General features: G+C 72.4%; 15 protein-coding genes. 12 read left to right on the top strand and 3 right to left on the bottom strand.

Translation table 11 applies throughout. The annotated features are described in order from the left end of the window. Positions 1–19: 19 nt before the first annotated feature. Positions 20–985, bottom strand: coding sequence for a LysR family transcriptional regulator (locus C2L58_RS36955; protein WP_103342287.1), 966 nt, complete (start codon positions 983–985; stop codon positions 20–22). A gap of 134 nt (positions 986–1119) precedes the next feature. Between C2L58_RS36955 and C2L58_RS36950 the strand changes: the two genes are divergently transcribed. The 3 genes from C2L58_RS36950 (at position 1120) to C2L58_RS36940 (ending at position 3015) form a co-directional block, all read left to right on the top strand. Beyond that, positions 1120–1920, top strand: a complete 801-nt coding sequence (locus tag C2L58_RS36950) for an alpha/beta hydrolase (protein ID WP_103342286.1) — start codon at positions 1120–1122, stop codon at positions 1918–1920. A gap of 4 nt (positions 1921–1924) precedes the next feature. Continuing rightward, positions 1925–2719: an SDR family NAD(P)-dependent oxidoreductase gene (locus C2L58_RS36945; protein ID WP_103342285.1), complete on the top strand. Its 795-nt coding sequence runs from the start codon at positions 1925–1927 to the stop codon at positions 2717–2719. Between the two features lie 134 nt (positions 2720–2853). Then, positions 2854–3015, top strand: coding sequence for a hypothetical protein (locus C2L58_RS36940; RefSeq protein ID WP_103342284.1), 162 nt, complete (start codon positions 2854–2856; stop codon positions 3013–3015). Here the strand turns inward: C2L58_RS36940 and C2L58_RS36935 are convergent. Further along, positions 2984–3724 carry an SDR family NAD(P)-dependent oxidoreductase gene (locus tag C2L58_RS36935; protein ID WP_103342283.1) on the bottom strand — a complete coding sequence of 247 codons (741 nt, stop codon included), beginning with the start codon at positions 3722–3724 and terminating at the stop codon, positions 2984–2986. The genes C2L58_RS36940 and C2L58_RS36935 overlap by 32 nt on opposite strands. Positions 3725–3787: 63 nt before the next feature. Here C2L58_RS36935 and C2L58_RS36930 point away from each other — a divergent pair, with 63 nt between their 5' ends. The 5 genes from C2L58_RS36930 (at position 3788) to C2L58_RS36910 (ending at position 8229) form a co-directional block, all read left to right on the top strand. Continuing rightward, positions 3788–4237, top strand: coding sequence for a MarR family winged helix-turn-helix transcriptional regulator (locus C2L58_RS36930; RefSeq protein ID WP_233226153.1), 450 nt, complete (start codon positions 3788–3790; stop codon positions 4235–4237). A gap of 241 nt (positions 4238–4478) precedes the next feature. Further along, a complete protein-coding gene (locus tag C2L58_RS36925) occupies positions 4479–5405 on the top strand; it encodes a 3-oxoacyl-[acyl-carrier-protein] synthase III C-terminal domain-containing protein (RefSeq protein WP_103342281.1) in 927 nt (308 codons plus the stop codon). 11 nt (positions 5406–5416) lie between these two features. After that, positions 5417–6712 (top strand): type III PLP-dependent enzyme, encoded by a 1296-nt coding sequence (locus tag C2L58_RS36920; RefSeq protein WP_103342280.1) that lies wholly within the window; start codon positions 5417–5419, stop codon positions 6710–6712. A 3-nt stretch (positions 6713–6715) separates the two neighbouring features. Continuing rightward, the gene (locus C2L58_RS36915; RefSeq protein ID WP_103342279.1) at positions 6716–7528 is read left to right on the top strand and encodes a hypothetical protein; all 813 of its coding nucleotides are present in this window, start codon (positions 6716–6718) and stop codon (positions 7526–7528) included. Positions 7529–7584: 56 nt separating this feature from the next. Next, positions 7585–8229: a LuxR C-terminal-related transcriptional regulator gene (locus tag C2L58_RS36910; protein ID WP_013225874.1), complete on the top strand. Its 645-nt coding sequence runs from the start codon at positions 7585–7587 to the stop codon at positions 8227–8229. 5 nt (positions 8230–8234) lie between these two features. Here the strand turns inward: C2L58_RS36910 and C2L58_RS36905 are convergent, their stop codons facing one another. Next, positions 8235–9512, bottom strand: coding sequence for a sensor histidine kinase (locus C2L58_RS36905; protein WP_233226152.1), 1278 nt, complete (start codon positions 9510–9512; stop codon positions 8235–8237). 153 nt (positions 9513–9665) lie between these two features. Between C2L58_RS36905 and C2L58_RS36900 the strand changes: the two genes are divergently transcribed. From C2L58_RS36900 to C2L58_RS36885, 4 genes are all read left to right on the top strand, one after another. Then, complete coding sequence (locus C2L58_RS36900; protein ID WP_103342277.1) at positions 9666–10460, top strand: ABC transporter ATP-binding protein; 795 nt, start codon at positions 9666–9668, stop codon at positions 10458–10460. Further along, entirely contained in the window at positions 10460–13030 is a 2571-nt protein-coding gene (locus C2L58_RS36895) for an FtsX-like permease family protein (protein ID WP_103342276.1), read from the top strand. Before C2L58_RS36900 ends, C2L58_RS36895 begins: the two co-directional genes overlap by 1 nt. Positions 13031–13138: 108 nt before the next feature. After that, a complete protein-coding gene (locus C2L58_RS36890) occupies positions 13139–14824 on the top strand; it encodes a phytoene desaturase family protein (RefSeq protein WP_103342275.1) in 1686 nt (561 codons plus the stop codon). A 113-nt stretch (positions 14825–14937) separates the two neighbouring features. Further along, positions 14938–15204 (top strand): acyl carrier protein, encoded by a 267-nt coding sequence (locus C2L58_RS36885; RefSeq protein WP_034285364.1) that lies wholly within the window; start codon positions 14938–14940, stop codon positions 15202–15204. Position 15205: the final 1 nt, after the last annotated feature.

The raw sequence follows: 15205 nt of genomic DNA, 5'->3' as shown, positions 1-15205 counted from the left end.
AGGACGCGGCCGAGCTCCCTCACCCGGTGGCGACGGCGAGGTCCTCCGGCGGCGCCCAAAGCGGCACCCCGTCCGCCCGCTCGGGCTGCAGCCAGTGCAGCCGCGCCGCGAGCTCCTCGGCCACTTCCAGGAACCCCCGGACCGTCTCCGGCCGCTCGCCCTCCCGCCAGGCCAGCGACCACGGGTACACCGGCTGCAGCTCCTGCGGCCGGGACGTCGGGATCCCGAGATCCTCGTACCGCCGGGCGTAGCTCTCGAACTCCAGCAGGTAAGCGCTGTCCGGCGCGCGGGTGAGCGCCGCGTGGCACGTGCCGAACGTGCCCGGGTTGCCCAGCCAGCGCAGGGCCAGCCCCGTGTGCTGCTCCAGCGAACTCAAGTACCGGCCGTGCACGTTGTACAGCGCCGTGCCGGGTGCGTCCGCGAAGACCTCGATCGGCCGCTCGTGCACCGACACCGCCGCGCGGCGCGGGTCGCCGGGGCGGCCGACCAGGCGGAACGGCTCCAGCCGCAGCAGCCGGTGCCGCCAGCCCGCCGGGTGGGCCGCCTTCATCGCCCCGGTGACGCGGATGATCGCCACGTCCAGGTGGTCCTCGAGCAGCGCCGTGAGCTGGCGGGCGCTGTCCATCTGGCTCTGGACGAGCCGGACGGCGGGGTGGGCGGCGAGGAACGCGTCCGCCACCAGCCGGCTCGTGTCCAGCTCGAAGATGTGGGCGATCCGCAGGTGGTGCGGGGCCGGTTCGCGCAGCATCTGGTCCGCGGTGGCCAGCAGCTGCCGGGCCAGGTGCAGGAACCGGTCGCCGCGCGGGGTCAGGGCCACGTGGCGGCTGTCGCGGACCAGCAGGGCGCCGCCGACGTCGGTTTCGAGCTTGCGGATCTGCTTGGACAGCGTCGGCTGGCTGATGAACAGCTTCGCCGCCGCCCGCCCGAAGTGCAGTTCGTCGGCGACGGTGACGAAGTACCGCACCAGCCTGAGGTCGAGGTCCATGCGGGCCTTCCGCGCGAAGGGTCGGGAGCGCCAACGATGCCACCGCGGCTATCGATCCGGGCACAACGGGTCTTGGACGCCCGGCCGCCCGTCGGGTTGGCTTCGGGGACCACCCGGGCGAACTGGAGGATCCGATGGCCGAGCCGGGCACCCCCGTCGTGTTCATCCACGGGCTGTGGCTGCACGCCACCTCGTGGACCCCTTGGATCGACCACTTCCGGGCGGCCGGGTACGCGCCCGTCGCGCCCGGCTGGCCGCACGAGCCCGAAACCGTCGAACTGGCCCGGGAAAACCCGGACGCCGTCGCGGACATCGGCATCGACGACGCCACCGGCCACTTCGCGTCGATCATCGCCGGCCTCGAACGCCCGCCGGTGATCATCGGGCACTCCTTCGGTGGCCTGATCACCGAAAAGCTGCTGGGGCAGGGGATCGGCCTCGCCGGCGTCGCCATCGACCCCGCCCAGATCAAAGGCGTCCTTCCGCTGCCGCTGGCCCAGCTGCGGGCCGGCCTGCCGGCCCTGGGCAACCCGGCGAACCTCCACCGGTCGGTGTCGCTGACCGAGAAGGAGTTCCGGTTCGGCTTCGGCAACGCGCTGACCGACGAGGAATCGTCGGCGCTGTACCGGCGCTGGACGATCCCGTCCCCGGCCCGGCCGCTGTTCCAGGCGGCGGCCGCGAACTTCGTGCTGCACTCCCAGGCCGCGGTCGACACCGGCCGCGCGGACCGCGGCCCGCTCCTGCTGATCTCCGGGACGGCGGACCACACCGTCCCCGACGTCGTCACCCGCTCGACCTTCAAGCAGTACCGGGATTCCACCGCGGTCACCGAGCTGAAGCAGTTCGAGGGCCGGGGACACTCGCTCACCATCGACAGCGGCTGGCGCGAGGTCGCCGACGCCGTGCTCGGCTGGCTGCGCGAGCAGGGGGTCTGAGCCCGTGGACCTCGGCTTGGCCGGCGCGGTCGCCGTCGTCACCGGTGCCAGCCGCGGCATCGGCCTGGCCGTCACCGAAGCCCTCGTCGCGGAAGGCGCCCACGTCGTGGCCGGCGCGCGGGTGCCGGGACCGGACCTGGACGCCCTCGTCCAGGCGGGGAAAGCGCACGCCCTCGCCGTCGACCTCGGCACCGCCGACGGCCCGGGCCGGCTCGCCGAGCTGGCCCTGGCCGAGTTCGGGCGCATCGACGTCCTGGTCAACAACGTCGGCGCCGTCGCCCCGCGGCCGAACGGCTTCCTGCTGGTCACCGACGACGAGTGGCTGCGCTCGGTGACGCTGAACCTGCTGAGCGCGGTCCGGGCGACGCGGGCGGTGCTGCCGACGATGGTGACCGCGGGCCGGGGCAGCATCGTCACGGTCGCCTCCGTCAACGCGATCCTGCCGGACCCCGGCGTCATCGACTACAGCGCGGCGAAAGCGGCGCTGGTCAACTTCACGAAGTCGGTGTCGAAGGAGTTCGGGCCGCGCGGCATCCGCGCCAACGCGATCAACCCGGGCCCGGTCGCGACGGACCTGTGGCTCGGCGCCGGCGGGGTGGCCGAAACCCTGGCCGCCACCACGGGCGCGAACCCGGACTCGGTCGCGGACGAAGCCGCGGCCCACGCCGTCACCGGCCGGTTCACCCGGCCCGCGGAAGTGGCGAACCTGGTCGCGTTCCTGGCCAGCGACCGGGTGGCGGGCAACATCACCGGCGCCACCCTCGCCATCGACGGCGGCTACGCCACGGAAACCCATTGATCGCCGCCCCGGTTCGGGCCGGCCGGCGTCCGCGGACGACGTGGCCCGTCGGCCGGTCCCCGGAAGTGCGTGTTCGGGAGTAGACACCCCGGCCACGGGGTATTTCCCTCCTGACCGTTCAGAAGGGAATCGCCATGGGAATCCTCGTCGGGCTGCTCGTGATCTGGGCCGTGCTGGTCGTGCTCGGCATCGTCGTCAAGAGCCTGTTCTGGCTGGTCATCGTGGGCGCGGTGCTGTTCGTCGCGACCGGCGTGATCGGGTTCGTCAAGCGCGAAGCGCTGGGTCGCCGGCACTGAGCAGCGCGCCGGTGGGGCCGCCGGCCGGCAGGGTCGCCGCGTGGACGACGTCGAGGGCCGCTTCCGCGGGGGAGCGGTCGGCGGCGTCGTCGCCGCGTTCGGGGTGGGTGGCGACCGAGCCGGGGTCGACGGCGTTGACCAGGATGCCGGTTTCGCGCAGTTCGGCGGCGAGGGTCGCGGTGAAGGCGTTGAGGGCGTACTTGGCCAGGGAATAGCCGGGGGACCGGACGCCCTCGCGGAGACCGGTTCCGGCGGCGATCTGCGCGGCGGCGCCGCTGGAGACGTTGACGATCCGGGCGGCGGGGGCGGCCCGCAGCAGCGGCAGGCAGGCCTGCACGAGCGCCCAGCTGCCGAGGACGTCGACGTTGTAGGCGGTGCGGGCCTCGGTGAGGTCGGCGCCGAGCAGGGACGTCGCGGTGAAGTCGGGCATGGCGGCGGCGTTGTTGACCAGGACGTCGAGCCGGCCGGCGAGGCCGCGCAGGAACTCCGCGCACGCGGCGACGTCGGCCGGGGCGGTGACGTCGAGGCGCACCGCGCCGGCGGAGTGCCCTTCGCCGGCGAGCTGCCGGGCCAGCGCGCGGGTCCGGTCGGGGTTCCGGCCGGCGAGGACGACGTGGTGGCCGCGGACGGCGAGTTCGCGGGCGACGGCGAAGCCGAGCCCCTCCGGGCGGCTCGCGCCGGTGACCAGCGCGATCGGAAGTTCGTTCATGACCCATACTGTAGGTTGACCCTACAATTACGCCCACCGGTGGGCCGCCCTATGCTCGCCGGCATGTCCGCTTCCTCGTCCGAACGGCCCCGCGCGTTGCTGCGCTGGCCCACCTACGTGATGGGCCAGCTGCACCGCAGCGGCGTCGGCCGGATCGACACGGCACTGGCCGGCCACGGGGTCGCCCTGCGCGACTACTACGTCCTGGTCTGCATCGGCGAGTCCGGTCCGCTGTCGCAGCAGCGCGTCGCGGACCGGCTCGGCCTGGACCGCAGCGACCTGGTGAAGGTGCTCGACCGGCTGGAGGCCGCGGGCTGGGTGTCGCGGAAGCGCGACACCGAGGACCGCCGCCGGCACGTCCTCACCCTCACCGAGCGCGGCCGCGTGACGGTGGGGAAGGTCGAGGAGGTTTCGAGCGCGGTGACCGGTGAGCTGCTGGCCCGGTTGAGCCCGGGGGAGCGGGAGACGTTGCACCGGTTGCTGCTCAAGGCTTTCGGGGAGCCGCCGGCCTGAGCCGGCCGGGTCCGGTCGCCGCGGCGAGGCCGGGCTGCTGCCTGAGCGGGCGGTGAGGCCGGCGCGGGATCCGGGTGATGCGGCGGCGGAAGCCGAAGCGCCGGCGGAACTGCCGTTGCCGCGCCGGAAAATCCGTGCCTGACCCCCGGGTCAGCGGCTGGTCAGTGCCTCGTCAGCGCACGCCGCGATTCTGGGCCGGACCGAGAAACCGGTGGCGGACCCGAGGGGAGTTGACGGTGCGATGACTTCGCTGGTGGCGGTGTCCACTTACGTGCCCACGACCGTGGCGATCGAATCGCTGCAGGACGAGCTGGGCCTCTCGGCCGGGCAATTGCGCCGGTTCCGGCGGATGTACGGCCTCGACGAGGTCTGCCGGTCGGACGAGTCCGAAGCGGACATGATCCTCGGTGCGGTCAGCAAGCTCGATTCCCTGCGGGGCCGGGAAGAGCGCGTCCGGTACGTCGTGCGCGCCAAGACGATGCCGGCCGCGAACCCGTACCCCGTCGACCCCATGGTCGACGTGCGGGAGGCGCTCGGGCTCACCCACGCCACCCTCTTCACCCTCACCGACCACGCCTGCGCCTCCGGGCTGCTCGCCGTCGACCTGTGCGGCACGCTGCTGGCCGCCGACGGTGATCCCGACGCGCTCGCCCTGATCCTCACCGGCGAAAAGGCGTTCACCCACTCCGCGCAGGTCATCCCCGATACCGCGATCATGGGGGAGGCCACCGCCGCGGTGCTCGTCGGGCCGGGCGAGGACCAGGACACCCTGATCGGCTACGCCACCACCACGCTGGGCGGCCCGGGTGGCGAAGTGATCCTCGACGACGACCAGGCCGCCGAGTTCCGGCAGATCTACCCCGGCACGGTCGCCGACATCGCGCTCGAAGCCGTCGCGGCCGCCGGGCTGACCGTCGACGACATCGACCTGGTCCTGCCGCACAACGTCAACAAGATCTCCTGGGTCCGCGCGAGCGCGGCGCTGGGCATCCCGCGCTCGAAGATCTTCCTGCAGAACGTCGGGACGACCGGGCACTGCTTCTGCGCCGACCCCTTTCTCAACTACCACGCCGCGAACGGCCTCGGGCTGATCGCGCCCGGCGCCTGCTACCTGATGATTTCCGTCGGCCTGGGGTCGACGTTCTCCGCCATGGTCTTCCGGAAATGAGGAGCACTGCAATGAGTGTCGAATTCGAGGTCTCGGGCGTCGGCATCGCCGAACTCGCGGAGCGTTACGGCACCCCGCTCTTCGTCTACGACGGTGACGAACTGGGCGGCCGGCTGCTGGGTCTTCGCGAGCAGCTGCACCCGCGGCTGGAGATCTTCTATTCGCTGAAGTCCAACCCGAACATCTCGGTGTGCGCGCTGCTGCACGCCCACGGTGCCCGGGCCGAAGTGTCGTCGATGGCCGAACTGATCACCGCGCGCCGGGCCGGGGTCGCCGGCGAGGACATCATCTTCCTCGGCCCCGGCAAGAGCGCCGCGGAACTGGCCGCCTGCCTGGACGAAGGCGTCTACACCGTGGTCTGCGAATCGTTCGGCGAGCTGGCGGTCCTCGACGGGCTCGCGCGCGAACGCGGGATCGAAGCGCGGGTCACCCTGCGCGTGAACCCCAGCTTCGCGGTCAAGGGCTCGGGCCTCACCATGGGCGGCAAGCCGCGCCAGTTCGGCATCGACGAAGAACAGCTGCTCGCCGCCACCGACCTCGTCGACCGGCACCCGAACCTGCGGCTGATGGGCGTGCAGGTCTACATGGGAACGCGGATCCTGGACGAGGAGCCGATCGTCGAAAACACGCGGCGGATCTTCGAGCTCGCCGAACGCGTTTCGCGGCAGCTCGGGTTCCCGCTGGACATGGTCGACGTCGGCGGCGGCCTCGGGGTCGCGTACTTCGACGGTGAGAAGGACCTCGACCGCGATCTGCTCGCCTCGATGCTCAACCCGGTGATCGACGAGTTCGCGCAGCGGCACCCGGCGACGCGGCTGGTCATGGAGCTCGGCCGGTACCTGACCGCCACCTCCGGGACCTACGTCGTCCGCGTCCGCTACACCAAGACCTCGCTGGGGCAGAACTTCGCCGTCGCCGACGGTGGCACGAACCACCACATGGCCGCCGTCGGCATCGGGTCCTACGTCAAGCGCGACTTCCCGATCCGGCTGCTCAACCGCATCGGCGAACCGGCCACCGAAACCTGGCAGGTGACCGGCCCGCTGTGCACGCCCAACGACGTGCTCGCCAAGAAGGCCGCGCTGCCGCCGGTCCGCCCGGGCGACCTGATCGGCGTCACGCGGTCGGGAGCCTACGGCCCGACGGCGTCGCCGGTGCTCTTCCTCAGCCACGGCTACCCGGCCGAAGTCATCGTCCACGGTGGACGCCACTACCTCGTCAGCGAGCGGGACGAGCCCGCGGACCTGCTGCGCCGCCAGCACCTGCACGAGTTCGCGCCGCCGGTCGCCGTGGGCGCGGAGCGCTAGGCGATGTACCGCGCGTCCACGACCACCCTGTCCGCCGCGCCATCGCCGGGCCTGCAGCCGTTTCCGCTGCGCCTGGCGCTGGCGGCCCGGCGTGAATTCGCACCCGGCGAGCGCGAAATCGACGTTCCCGAGCTGCACCGGTACTTCGCCGACCTCAGCCGCGGGCACGACATCGGCTTCCGGGCCGGCCGGGTGACGCGGGCGCGCGGCAACCCCTTCCTCGCGATGGCCCGCGAACTGCTCGCCGGGCAGCTGTCCGGCGGGCGGATCGACCTCGCGATCGTCGCGCACGCGGCGCCGGAGTTCGACCCGCGGCTGTCGGCGCCGGTGAACCTCACCGCCGTGCTCCCCGGCCACCCGCTGGTGTTTTCCGTTTCGGGGCAGGGAAGCCTGGCCCCGTTCACCGCGCTGCGCATCGCCGGTTCCTACGCTCGGCGCCACGACTACCGGCGTGTCCTGGTCCTGATCATGGACCAGGGCGTCACGCCGTACGACGTGCCGGACCGGATCGGCGACGCCGCCACGGCCCTGCTGTTCGAGACGGGCGGGCGCCGGACGGTCCGCGTCGGTTACGAACCCGAAGTGGCGCCGGACGCCCTGCCGGAGTTCGAGCCGGCGGAAACGGTCGTCATCGGCAGCGGGCTCGCCCGGGCGGCGGGTGCTTGGCCGGGCGCGATCGTCGCGCCGCCCGAGTTCCCGTGCACCGGGCTCTGGGCGCCGCTCGCCGCCGCCCCGGCCGCCGGTCCGGTGCTGCTGGCCGACTACGACCCGCGCCGCGGTGCGCTGGGGATCTGCGTGGTGGCCGGGTCCGACTGACGCGGCCCCTATGATGAGGGTCGTCGTGGTCGGGCTCGAAGCGGGGGACGGACAAAGTGCGCGTGGTCATCGGGGAAGACCAGTTCCTGCTCAGGGACGGTCTGGTGCGGCTGCTCGAGGCGCACGAATTCGAGGTCAGCGCGGCGGTGGACAACGGGCCGGACCTGCTGGAAGCGATGCTGCGCGAGCGGCCGGACATCGCGATCGTCGACATCCGGCTGCCGCCGTCGTTCACCGACGAAGGCCTGCGCGCCGCGATCGAAGCGCGCCGCCGGATCTCGGGCTTCCCGGTGCTCGTCCTTTCGCAGTACGTGGAACGGCTGTACGCCGACGAACTCCTCGCGGACGGCGAGGGCTCGGTCGGCTACCTGCTCAAGGACCGGGTGTTCCACGGCGACCAGTTCGTGGACGCCGTCCGCCAGGTCGCTCTCGGAGGCACGGTGATGGACCCGGACGTCGTGACCCGGCTGCTGACGCACAACACCCGCGACGACCGCCTGGAGCGGCTGACCGCCCGGGAGCGCGAAGTCCTCAAGCTGATGGCCGAAGGGCGGTCCAACAGCAACATCGCGGGCGAGCTGGTCATCTCCGAGAAGGCCGTTTCCAAGCACATCAACAACATCCTCGCCAAGCTGAACCTGCCGCAGTCCGAGGACGCCAACCGGCGGGTGCTGGCGGTGCTGGCCTACCTGAAGCACTGACGGCTTCAGGGCTCCAAGCCGCACGGGATTTCGATCGTCACCATGGTCGGGCCGCCGAGCGGGCTGAGGATCGTGATGAAGCCGTCGAGCGGGGCGAGCCGCTTCTCGATGCCGCGCAGTCCCGTGCCGCCTTCGGTGTTCGCGCCGCCGCCGCCGTTGTCGCTGACGTTGATCACCAGCCGGCCGAACTCGTAGTGGACGTGGATCGCGCCGCTCTGCGCCCCGGAGTGCTTCATCGCGTTGTTCAGCAGTTCGGACACCGAGAAGTACGCGGCGGTCTCGACCGCCAGCGACGGCCGGCCGGGCAGGTCGATCGTCGTCTCGATGCGCAGCGGGTTTTCGATGGCCAGGGTGCGGATCGCGTCCGCGATGCCGCGGTCCACCAGCACCGGCGGCTGGATGCCCCGGACGAGGTCGCGCAGCTGCTGCAACGCCTTGGCCGAGCTGTTCTTCGCCTCGTCCATCAAGGACCGGGCCGCTTCGGGGTGGGAGTCGAGCACGCGCATCGCGGCGTCGAGCGTCATCCCCATCGCGACGAGGTGGGTCTGCGCGCCGTCGTGCAGGTCGCGCTCGATGCGGCGCAGCTCGGTCGCCTGGGACCCCACGGCGTCGTCGCGGCTTTCCGCCAGGTGCTGCACGCGGTTCGTCAGCCGGGTCACCTCGGTGGGTGCCAGCAGCGTGGCCGCGAGCCGCGCGTGCAGCTTCAGCAGGTGCGGTGCGCTCCACAGCGCGAGCGGGAAGTGCGCCAGGCCGAGGATGGCGGCGAACCAGGCCGTCGTCGGGTCGTCCACCGGGAGCACCACGTACCAGCTGCCGAGCCAGTCGGCCGCGTCGGTGCCGACCAGGAACGGCATCGCGAGCCCGCGGAGGCCGTGCACGATCAGGAGGAGCGGGGTGAGCGTCAGCAGGATGCCGAGGGAGCTGTCCACCACCAGCCACAGCGCGTCGCGCCAGTTCGCGCGGTCGCCGAGCAGGTGGTGGCAGCGGCGCAGCGCCGTGCTCCCGGCCGGCTCCGGCAGGTAGGGCGAGGCGATCCGCACGCCGGACCACGCGTCGGCCGCCGCGCGCACGCGGTCGGTCAGGGCGCGCATCAGCAGCACGGCCGGAGGCAGCATGAACAGTCCCACGCCCACGCCGATCAGCGAGCCGGCGGTGACCACGACGACGAACATCACGAGTTCGGTCACCGCGACCACGGCGAGCGCGCCGCCGCGCAGGGTGGCGAGCCCGCCGTCGCGCAGCAGCGACCGCGTCATCGTGGCGACCGGGCTTCCGCTAGTCATGGCGCCCATTATGCGCAGGCCGAGCCGCTTTCCGCGGTAGTGCTAACCCCCGCAAACTTCCGCTCCCTAGCACCCTCGGAAACCGGCCCGCACCTTCGTAACGTGGTCGCGGTAACGAACGAACGAACGCGAAGCCGCGCAGGGGAGCCGCAGATGTACCACCAAGACGACACGGTCGAAGTCGTGCGGCTGCTGTCCGTACGCAAGGCGTACGGCAAGAACGGGGCGCAGGTACTGGCCCTCGACAACGTGACGGCGGGCTTCGCCGCCGGCACGTTCACCGCGGTGATGGGACCGTCGGGTTCGGGCAAGAGCACGCTGCTGCACTGCGCGGCCGGCCTGGACAAGCCGACGTCCGGCTCGGTCGTGCTGGGCGGCACGGACCTCAGCGTGATGCGCGAGGTCGAGCTGACCCGGTTGCGGCGCGACCGGATCGGGTTCGTGTTCCAGGCGTTCAACCTGCTGCCCGCGCTCGACGTCGAGCAGAACGTGACGCTGCCCCTGCGGCTGGCGGGTCGGCGCGCCGACCCGGCTCTCGTGCGCCGCGTCATCGAACAGGTCGGGCTCGGCCAGCGGCGCCACCACCGGCCCGCGGAACTCTCCGGCGGCCAGCAGCAGCGGGTGGCGATCGCCCGCGCCCTCGTCACCCACCCCGAGGTCATCTTCGCCGACGAGCCGACCGGCGCGCTGGACACGCGGTCGGCCCAGGAGGTGCTTTCCCTGCTGCGGGAGGCGAAGAGCGTGTCCCGGCAGACCATCGTGATGGTCACCCACGACCCGGTGGCCGCCTCCTACGCCGACCGCGTGCTGTTCCTCGCCGACGGCCGCGTCGTCGACGAGCTGCGGCAGCCGAACCCCGAAGAGGTGGCGCGGCGGATGACCAACCTCGTCGCCCGCACCGAGCAGCGGCCGCAGGAAGGCCCCTGGCTGAGCGAGCTGACGCGCTGATGCTGACCCTCGTCGTACGCACCCTGCGCTACCGCACCGGTGGCTTCATCGCCACCCTCGTCTCGGTGTTCGTCGGCACCGCCGTGATGCTCGCCTGCGGCGGGCTCATGGAGACCGGCATCCGGACCGTGATCCCGCCGCAGCGCCTGGCCGCCGCGCCGATCGTCGTCGCCGGCAACCAGCACTACGACCTGCCCACGGTCGGTCACGGTGAGGACGCCGACCACGAGACCGCCACGCTGTCCGAGCGCGTCCGGCTCGGCGCGGGCCTCGCGAGCACGATCAGCGGCGTGCCCGGCGTAGCGCACGTGGTCCCCGACGTCTCCTTCCACGCCGAGGTGCTCGGCGGCCAGGGCGGTCCGTCGGTCCCCGGCACCCAGGCCGGCCACAGCTGGGTTTCCGCGGAGCTGGCGCCCTACCGGCTGACCGAGGGGGCGGCCCCGGCCCGCGAGGGCGAAGTCGTGCTCGATTCCGCCACCGCCGCCCGGATCGGGGCGCACGCCGGTGCCAAGACCGACATCGCCGTCCGCGGGGGCGTGCACTCCTACCAGGTCACCGGCATCGCCGACGCCGGCCGGCGGATGGCCGCCGACGCGGTGTTCTTCTCGCCCGCCGAGGCCGCCGGGCTGCAGTCCGCGGCCGGGCAGGTCGACGCGTTCGGCGTCCAGCTCGCGCCCGGTGCCGACGTCGCCGCCGTCAACGCGCAGATCGCCACCGCGGTGCGGGACCAGCGCGCGGTGACGCTGACCGGCGACGCCCGCGGGTCCGCGGAGTTCGCCAAGGCCGCCGGTGACGGCGAGCTGCTGATCATCCTCGCGGCCGTGTTCGGCGGCCTCGCGGCGCAGGTCGCCATGTTCGTCGTCGCGAGCACCCTCACGCTCTCGGTGCAGCAGCGCCGCCGTGAGGTGGCCATGCTGCGGGCGATCGGCGCGACCCCGCGTCAGCTCAGCCGGATGATCACCGGCGAAGCGATGATCATCGGGGCGCTGGGGACCGCGCTGGCCATCTTCCCGGGCGTGCTGCTCGGCAACTGGCTCTTCGGCCGGCTGACCGGGTTCGGCGTGATCCAGCCGGTCCTCAAGTTCGAGCAGGGTTTCTACCCGGTCGTCGCCGCGGCGATCGTGGGCCTGAGCTCGGCGTGGGGTGCCGCGTTCGTCGCCGCCCGGTACGCGGGCCGCACGCGACCCGTCGAAGCGATGCGGGAAACGGCGATCCCCACGCGCTGGCTGACCCCGACGCGGCTGTGGCTCGGGGTGTCGAGCCTGATCGGCGCGGTGGCGCTGGCCTACCTGACGATCACCGTCGTCGACGGCCCGCTCGCGGCGAGCACGGCCGGCCCGGCCGTCACGCTGGTGGCGACCGCCGTCGCGCTGTTCGCCCCGGGGCTCACCAAGCTGCTGGTCGGGGTGCTGCGCCGGCCGATCCGCGCGTTCGGTGGCCTGCCCGGCTACCTCGCCTCGCTGAACGCGCGGGCCCGCTGGATGCCGATGGCGGGGGCGGTCACGCCCATCATGCTCGCCACCGGCCTGGCGATCTTCATGCTGTACTTCCAGACCACGGAGGTCGCGGTCGCGGAGAAGCAGTACTCCGACTCGCTGCTCGCCGACGCCGTCGTGACGTCCGCGACCGGCGACCTGCCGCCGGATCTGGTCGCCAAGGTGCAGCAGGCGCCCGGGGTGGCCGGGGCCACGGCGTTCGTGACGAGCAAGGGGTACAACGAAAAGCCGTCGGACGCGACGCAGGACGAGGACGGCGTGGACCTCACCGGCGTCACCGCGGCCGGCGTGGCGAAGGCGTGGGGGAGCATCGTCGCGAGCGGGCAGCTCGACGCCCTGCGCGGCAACACGATCGCCCTGCCCGCCGATCTCGCGCAACGGCTGGGGGTCGGCGTGGGGGCCAAGGTCGCCATGCGGCTGGGCGACGGCTCCCAGGTCACCCTGGACGTCGTCGCGACGCTGCGGACCACCGCGGCCTCGGCGTCGGCGCTGATGCCGGCCGACACGCTGGCGCCGCACACGGCCGCGGGTGCGGCCGACCGGATCCTCGTCATGGCGCAGCCCGGGACGGCGGAAGGCGATCTGCTCACGTCGCTGCGCGGCCGGGTCGGGGACGTGGACGGCGTGCAGGTGGCCGGCCGGGAGGCGCTGACCAAGGCCTTCCTGGCGGAGGTGCAGGCCAACGCCTGGGTCAACTACCTGATCGTCGGGCTGCTGCTCGTGTACGCCGCGATTTCCATGGTGAACACGCTGGTGATGGCCACGGCGGACCGGCGGCGGGAGTTCGGGCTGCAGCGGCTCATCGGGTCGACGCGGGGGCAGGTGATGCGCATGATGGCCGTGGAAGCGGGCGTCGTGGCCGCCATCGGTGTCTTCCTCGGCACGCTGGTCGCGGCGTCGATGCTGGTGCCCTTCAGCGCGGCCGTTTCGGACAGCCTCTTCCCGTCCGGTCCTTTGTGGATATATCTTCTGATACTCGGGCTGGCCGTCGTGCTGACGGTGGTGGCCACCTGTGCGCCGACGTGGTTCACGTTGCGCACGAGGCCGTCGCCTTCGACGCTCGCCCCTGAATAGGTGACCTCGGGCCGGCCGGAGCCCCCAGCGCGGCGCTGACGAACTCTCCCCCAGATTGGTCAGCGCGCGGTCAGCCCGAGGTCACCGCCCCGGCATAACGTCGCGGGCGTGGACACAGAAGAGAAGGCCGCCGAGCGCTGGGACGCCATCGTGGTCGGCTCCGGGATCGGCGGCCTCGTGTGCGCCGGCTACCTGGTGGCGAGCGGGATGCGCGTGCTCGTGCTCGAACAGCACGACGTCGCGGGCGGCAACAGCCACGTGTTCCGCCGGCGGCGCGCCTACCAGTTCGACGTGGGGGTGCACTACCTCGGTGATTGCGGGCCGGACGGCCTGCTGCCGAGGGTCCTCTCGGGCCTCGGCCTCGGCGACCGGGTGCGCTTCCACCCCATGGACCCCGACGGGTTCGACCGGATCGTCCTGCCGAGCGTCACCGTGGACGTGCCGACCGGGTGGGACCGCTACGCCGACCGGCTGCGGGCCGCGCTGCCCGCGGAGGCCGACGGCATCACCCGCTACATCGAGGTGTGCGCGGCGGTCGCGCAGGCCTGCCGCCAGTCCGCCTTCGCGGCGGGCCCGGCGGCGAAGGTGCCGGCCGTGATGGTGCGCTGGAGCCGCCGGACGCTGGCGCAGTTGTTCGACCACTGCGGGCTTTCGGCCCGGGCGCGCACGATCCTGGCCGCCCAGTCCGGGAACTACGGGTCCGCGCCGGCCGGCACGCTCGTCGTCGCGCACACGATGATGCTCGACGACTACCTGCGCGGTGCCTACTACCCGGAGGGTGGCGGGCAGGTGATCGCCGCGTCCTTCGTCGAGCTGCTGGAGTCGCACGGCGGCACGCTGCTCACCCGCACGCGCGTCGACCGGATCCTGATCGAGGGCGGCAAGGCGGCCGGCGTCCGGCTGACCGACGGCACGGTCCACCGCGCGCCGGTGGTCGTGTCCAATGCGGACTACCGCCGGACCGTGCTGGAACTGTGCGACGGCCGGGAAAACCTGCCCGGCCCTGTGGTCGCCCGCGCGGAGACGGCGACGATGCGCCTGCCGCTGGCCGTCTGCTACGTCGCGCTCGACCGGGAACTGCCGTTGCCCAGCGCGAACATCTGGTACTGGCCCAACGAAGACGTCGACGCGGCCTACGCCGAGGTGGAGGCGGGCCGGCTCGACGAGCTGCCGTTCGCGTTCCTGTCCTTCGCTTCCCTCAAGGACCCGGTGCCCGGCTCGGCGTGCCCGCCGGGGCACATGAACTTCCAGATCATGACGGCCTGCCCGCCGGGCTACGCGCACTGGGGCCTCACGGACGGGCCGGCACGCGGGGCCCGCTACCGGCGCGAACCCGGCTACCTGGGCGCGAAGGACCGGCTGACCGAGCAGATGCTGGACCTGGCCGAGGCCGCGATCGGGCCGTTCCGCGAGCACCTCGTGCACGTCGAAACGTCGACGCCGCTGACCCAGGAGCGCTACACGCTTTCGACCGGGGGCAGCGCGTACGGCCTGCACACCTGGGGCCGGGTCGGGCAACGGCCCGATATCGATTCGGGGGTCGACGGTCTCTACCTCACGGGTCAGAGCATCTTGCACGGTGGCGGAATCGTGGGGGTCGCGACCGGGGGCGCGCTGTGCGCGTCGACGATCCTCGGCCGGCCGGTCCTCGCGGACGGCGCCGCCGGGGTGCTGGGGAATCCCGAACTGCTCCCGGAACGCGAGCCCGGCTGGGACCCGCTGCGCACCTCCCGGGGCCTGCGGCGGCGGGCGGCGCGCGGCCTCGCCCCGCTCGACCGGGTCGTGGCGGGCTGAGCGCGCGACACACGCGAAACCGGAGAAAAAAAGAACTCGAGGCCCGGTTCCGGGCCCGTGGGGTAATTGCTGCTGTCTTCATGAAGGGAATGGTGAGCGAAGTGACGGAAACCGTGGCTGAACCGACGGAGGTCCTGGACGACCGCGTGGTCGCGGGCATCTGCGCCGCACTGGAGTCCGTGCTGGAGGCGGAGGTCACCGACCTCGGCCCGGAGACCCGGCTCGCGGACGCCGGGCTCGACTCCACCGGCGTGCTGGAACTGCTGATGCAGCTGGAAGAGGCGCTGGGCATCGAATTCGACGCCGAGAACCTGGAAATGAGCCACTTCGAGTCGGTCGGGTCGCTGGCCCGGTTCGTCTCGGCAGAAATGGCCGCCTGAG

It is taken from the genome of Amycolatopsis sp. CA-126428 (assembly GCF_002904335.1).
Classification (GTDB): domain Bacteria; phylum Actinomycetota; class Actinomycetes; order Mycobacteriales; family Pseudonocardiaceae; genus Amycolatopsis.
Note: the sequence above shows the minus strand (reverse complement) of the source record. Positions and strands in the feature narration are given on the sequence as shown.